This window comes from Mesorhizobium sp. M5C.F.Ca.IN.020.29.1.1 (assembly GCF_003997375.1).
GTDB lineage: Bacteria > Pseudomonadota > Alphaproteobacteria > Rhizobiales > Rhizobiaceae > Mesorhizobium > Mesorhizobium wenxiniae.
Genome location: NZ_RZSW01000471.1, coordinates 1 through 5,017, shown reverse-complemented (window position 1 = coordinate 5,017; position 5,017 = coordinate 1). Strand labels below are relative to the sequence as shown.

Below are 5,017 nucleotides of genomic sequence, written 5' to 3'. Positions count from 1 at the left end.
TCATAGTCGAGCACCGGCAACGCCAGCTCGCCGGCAGCGTCCACCAGCACGCCCGTCGCGCCATGGGCGGTGATCGATATCGTGTCGATGCGCTGTTCGCGATTAATCCCGGCGAGGCTGTCGAGAATGAACGACCACAAAAGCTCGACATCGTGGTGCGGGTAGGAACCGTCGGCAACGGGCGCATTCGCCATGCGGCGCAGCGCGAATTCGCGCACGTCGTCGAGATTGACCAGCGCTACCTTGGCATTGGTTTTGCCGATATCGATGACGGCGACGTGGTGGGTCATTCCATATGGAACATGGTTTCCAGCGGCACCGCCACCGGCTCGTTATCAGGCTTGGTTTCCATGATGTCGGCCATCTCGGCCCACCAGCGCTGCATCACAGGGTGCTTCGGCAATTCATCCATGCCGTGGTCGTCACGCCGCCACAGCACGCCGAACAAGGTGTTGGTCTCTTCGTCGAGATGGATCGAATAGTCGAAAACGCCTGCCTGCTTCAACAGCGCCACCAGCGACGGCCAGATGTCGTCATCGCGCCTTTTGTATTCGGCCTTCATGCCCGGATTGAGCTTCATCTTGAACGCGTATTTTTCGGCCATCAGGTGAAACGCTCCCGACGCACCCGCCGCCAGACGATCGGCAGCGCGATGACGATGATCAGCAGCAGGCCGATGAAGATCGACATGACGATGCCGGGCACGTTGAGCAGCCCCAGGCCAAAAGTCACCAGCCCCATGATGAAGGCGGCGAGCACGACACCCAGAATGCTGCCGGCGCCGCCCAGGATGCTGACGCCACCAAGCACCACCATGGTGATGACTTCCAATTCGTAGCCTTGCGCGATCGACGGTCGGGTCGAGCCGAGCCGCGAGGTGATCAGCACCGAGGCGATGCCGGCCATCAAGCCGGTCAGGCAGAACAGGATGAACTTGATGCGGCCGACGCGCACGCCGGAAAACTGCGCCGCAACCGGGTTGTTGCCGATGGCGAAGACGCGGCGGCCGAAGCTCGTCCGGTGTAGTAGGAACCAGTAGACGACCGCCGCGACGAGGAGCAGCGTCAGTTCGAACGACACCACCCACCAGACATAGCCTTGGCCGAAGAAGGCGAAGCTCGGGGGATAGCCCTTGTAGGCCTGGTCGCCGAGGACGATGAAGGCGATGCCGCGAAACAGGCTCATCGTGCCGATGGTAACGACGATCGACGGCAATCCCAGCCTGGTGACGAGCAGCCCGTTAAAGGCGCCGCAGCCAAGCCCGACCACGATGCCGATCGTCACCAGCACCGGCGTGCCGGCGCCGGCCTGCACCGCCATGCCCATCATCGTCGAGGCCAGCGCAATGATGGCGGCGACCGACAGGTCGATCTCGCCGGAAATGATCAGCAGCGCCATGGCAAGCGCGATCAGTGCCTTCTCGGTGAAGTTGAAGGTCAGGTCAGACAGCGACCATGCGTCGAGGAAATAGGGCGAGGCGAAGCTGTTGACGGCAAAGATGGCGACTGCCACCGCGACCAGCAGCGCCTCCCATGAGAAGATCGCCGCGTTGAGCGGCTTGTCGAGCCGGTTGGGAATGTGGCGTGGCGCTGGAGTGTCGGTCATGCCGCTTCCGCCTTTTTGAGGATGATGCGGCCTTGCCGGCGTTCGCCGCGCGCATTGAGCACCACGGCCAGGATGATGGCGCTGCCCGAAATCGCCATCTGCCAGAAGGGCGAGATGTTGATGACCGGCAGCGCATTGGAGATGATGCCGAGGAACAGCGCACCGAGCACTGCGCCGCCGACCGAGCCGATGCCGCCGGCGATCGAGATGCCGCCGATGACGCAGGCGGCGATGATGTTGAGCTCGTAGCCATTGGCGACCTCGACCGAGGCGATGACGTAGCGCGAAATCCAGAGATAACCGCAGAGACCGGCGGCCATCCCCGAGATGCAGAAGACGATGAACTTGGTGCGGCCGACATCGATGCCGGCATAGACCGACGCCGTCGGATTGACGCCGATGGCGTAGATCGAGCGGCCGAGCGCGGTGCGCGTCATCACGAGGAAGAACAAGGCGATGACCAATATGGCGATCCACGACAGGACCGGGATGCCGAGAAAGGCCGCGCGCTGCAGGCCGATGAACTCAGGGCTCATCTGGTCGGCATTGACCCAGGCGCCTCCGGAGATGACGAAGGTGGCGCCGCGGTAGATGGTCAGCGTGCCGAGCGTCACCACGATTGACGGGATGTTCAGCCGCCATACCAGCAGGCCGTTGATCACGCCGAGCACCAGTCCGACTAGCAGTGCGATGACGATCAGCAGCGGGATCGGGATTGCCGGATGCGCGGCGTTCAGCATCGCCACTACCATGCCGGTGAAGCAGAGATTGGACGCCATCGACAGGTCGATCGAGCGGGTCAGAATGACAACCATCTGACCCAGCGCCAGGATCATCAGGATCGAGGTGTCGTTGAACACCTGGCGTAGATTGGCAGGATTGGCAAAGCCCGGAAAGCGCATTGAGATCAGCCCGATCAGCACGACGATGGCGGCGAGAAGCCAGACTTCGCGGTTTTTGAGAAGAGCCTTCATGCTGCGATCCCCGCTGCCGTTCTGACCAGCGTTTCGGCGTCGAGCCCCTTGTTGTCATAGACTGAGGCGATGCGGCCCTCGCGCATGACGATCACCCGGTCGGACATGCCGAGGATCTCGGGCAGTTCGGACGACACCATGATCACCGACAGGCCCTGCGCGACGAGCTCGGCCATGAAGCCGTGCACGGCGGCTTTCGAGCCTATGTCGATGCCTTTGGTCGGCTCATCGAGGATGATCACCTTGGGCGCGGTAGCCAGCCATTTGGCGATGACGATCTTCTGCTGGTTGCCGCCCGACAGCGTGCCGACATCCTGGCTGAGCGACGAGGCGCGCAAATCGAGCCGCTCGGTGTAGGAACGGGCCAGTGCGAACTCCTCGGCCAGCCGCAACACGCCTGATTTGGACGTGCGCTTGAGTGAGGGGAGCGAGATATTCTGGAAGATCGGCAGGCCGATCACCACGCCTTGCTTGCCGCGCTCTTCCGGCACATAGACGATGCCGGCGTCGATCGAATCCGCTGCCGATTTCGGCACGATCTGTTTGCCTTCCAGCGTGATTGTGCCGCTGCTGGTGCGGGTGATGCCTGATATCGCCTGCATGACCTCGCTGCGGCCGGCGCCGACGAGGCCGTAGAAGCCGAGGATTTCGCCTCTGTGCAGCTCGAAACCGATGTCGTCGAACTCGGTCGGGTGCGACAGCCCCGAGACAGTGAGCACCGGCGCGCTGATCTCGGCCTTGCGCTGCGGAAAAATGTGATCGACGGCGCGGCCGACCATCATGCGCACGATCTGGCTCTGGCCGGCATCCCTGATCAGGCCTTTGCCGACCATTTCGCCGTCGCGGAACACCGTATAGCGGTCGGCAATGCGGTAGATCTCGTCGAACTTGTGGCTGATGAACAGGATCGCCTTGCCTTCGCTCTTCAGGAATTCGATGAGCAAAAAGAGCTCCTCGATCTCCTTCAGCGACAGCGCTGCGGTCGGCTCGTCCATGATGACGATCTGGGCATCGATCGACATGGCGCGGGCGACTGCCACGAGGTGCTTGTTGGCGATACCGAGGTCCTTCAGCCGCGCGTCGGCGTCAATGTGGCCGGCACCCATGGTGTTCAATACTTCACGGGCATTCTTGCGCATGATGCGCCAGTCGATGGTGCCGAAGCGCGACCGCGGCGCATGGCCGAGAAAGATATTCTCGGCCACCGTCAGGTCGTCGAACAGCACGGTTTCCTGGTGGATGGCGGTGATGCCGTGCCCGAAGGCGGCATGAGCGCTGGGAAAGGTGACGGCCTGGCCATCGATGCTGATGCTGCCCGCATCGGGCTGGTAGATGCCGGTCATGATCTTGACCAGCGTCGACTTGCCGGCGCCGTTCTCGCCGATCAGAGCGGTCACCTGGCCGGGATAGAGCGACAGGCTAACATCATGCAGCGCGCGCACGCCGGGAAAACTCTTCGAGATGCCGGACAGGGTCAGGCGCGGAGCCGGAGCCAAAGGCTGCTCGGTCGTCGGGTTGAGTTGGGCTGTCGTGTCCATAGTCGTATCAAGCCCTGCAGCAGGTCCGTTTGAGGACGCGGCGGAACCTCTGCCCCGCCGCGCCGGCTTGAAGGGCTCCAGGATCAATAGATCTTGGAGAATTCTTCGATGTTCGACTTGTCGAACTTGAAGGGCGGAGCCATCGCAGCCGAATTGGTGTCGTCGAGCGTGACCTTGCCGACGCGGCCGATCGACAGCGTCGCACCCGGCTTGGCTTCTTCCTTCTTCACCGCCAAATCATGGGCGAGGTAGACGGCCGAGTAGCCGAGGTCGATCGGGTTCCACAGCGCGACCGCTTGGCTGGCACCGTTGTCGATGAACTTCTTGAACTCCGACGGCAGCGCCAGGCCGGTGACGTTGACCTTGCCGATCAGGCCTTGGTCGGTCACCACCTGAGCGGCGGCAACGACGCCGACCGTGGTCGGTGCGATGATCGCTTTGAGGTTCGGATAGGACTTCAAAAGGCCCTTGGCTTCGTCCGTGCTCTTGGCCGAGTCGTCGTCGCCGTAAACGGTGGCGACGAGGTTGATCTTGGGAAATTTCTCCGGCAGCACCTTCTTGGCCGCGTCGATCCAGGCGTTCTGGTTGGTCGCGGTGGACGAAGCCGACAGGATGGCGACGTCGCCGCCTTCCGGCAGGTAGTCGGCGGCAAGCTTGATGATGGTCTCGCCGATCAGGTTGGTGTCCGAGGGGTTGAGGTGGAGCTGGCGACCTTCCGGAGCGACGCCTGAATCCCATGAGATGACGGTGATGCCGCGATCCATCGCCTTCTTCAGCGCCGGCACCAGCGCGTCGGCGTCATTGGCCGAAATGGCGATGGCGTTGACCTTCTGGGCGATCAGCGAATTGATCACCTCGATCTGCGCTTCGGCGGTCGCCTTGGTCGGGCCGGTGTAGATG

General features: G+C 62.5%; 5 protein-coding genes and 1 pseudogene. All 6 read right to left on the bottom strand.

All coding sequences use genetic code 11. The features are described from left to right. A pseudogene (locus EOA85_RS27330) lies at positions 1-290 on the bottom strand (carbohydrate kinase); the annotation flags it as partial. Then, positions 287-604: an L-rhamnose mutarotase gene (gene rhaM / locus EOA85_RS27325; RefSeq protein WP_127211850.1), complete on the bottom strand. Its 318-nt coding sequence runs from the start codon at positions 602-604 to the stop codon at positions 287-289. The pseudogene EOA85_RS27330 and the gene rhaM, both read right to left, overlap by 4 nt. After that, entirely contained in the window at positions 604-1,605 is a 1,002-nt protein-coding gene (locus EOA85_RS27320) for an ABC transporter permease (RefSeq protein WP_065005822.1), read from the bottom strand. Before EOA85_RS27320 ends, rhaM begins: the two co-directional genes overlap by 1 nt. Next, complete coding sequence (locus tag EOA85_RS27315; protein ID WP_065005821.1) at positions 1,602-2,579, bottom strand: ABC transporter permease; 978 nt, start codon at positions 2,577-2,579, stop codon at positions 1,602-1,604. The genes EOA85_RS27320 and EOA85_RS27315 overlap by 4 nt, the downstream gene beginning before the upstream one ends. Further along, positions 2,576-4,117 carry a sugar ABC transporter ATP-binding protein gene (locus EOA85_RS27310; protein ID WP_127211849.1) on the bottom strand — a complete coding sequence of 514 codons (1,542 nt, stop codon included), beginning with the start codon at positions 4,115-4,117 and terminating at the stop codon, positions 2,576-2,578. The genes EOA85_RS27315 and EOA85_RS27310 overlap by 4 nt, the downstream gene beginning before the upstream one ends. Positions 4,118-4,200: 83 nt before the next feature. After that, positions 4,201-5,017 (bottom strand): rhamnose ABC transporter substrate-binding protein (gene rhaS / locus EOA85_RS27305; RefSeq protein WP_127211848.1); only part of this gene is annotated, 817 nt, incomplete at its 5' end.

Excerpts from the sequence above, each read along its gene's own strand:
- rhaM (WP_127211850.1), bottom strand. The coding sequence starts at position 604 with ATGGCCGAAAAATACGCGTTCAAGATGAAGCTCAATCCGGGCATGAAG.
- EOA85_RS27320 (WP_065005822.1), bottom strand. The coding sequence starts at position 1,605 with ATGACCGACACTCCAGCGCCACGCCACATTCCCAACCGGCTCGACAAG.
- EOA85_RS27315 (WP_065005821.1), bottom strand. The coding sequence starts at position 2,579 with ATGAAGGCTCTTCTCAAAAACCGCGAAGTCTGGCTTCTCGCCGCCATC.
- EOA85_RS27310 (WP_127211849.1), bottom strand. The coding sequence starts at position 4,117 with ATGGACACGACAGCCCAACTCAACCCGACGACCGAGCAGCCTTTGGCT.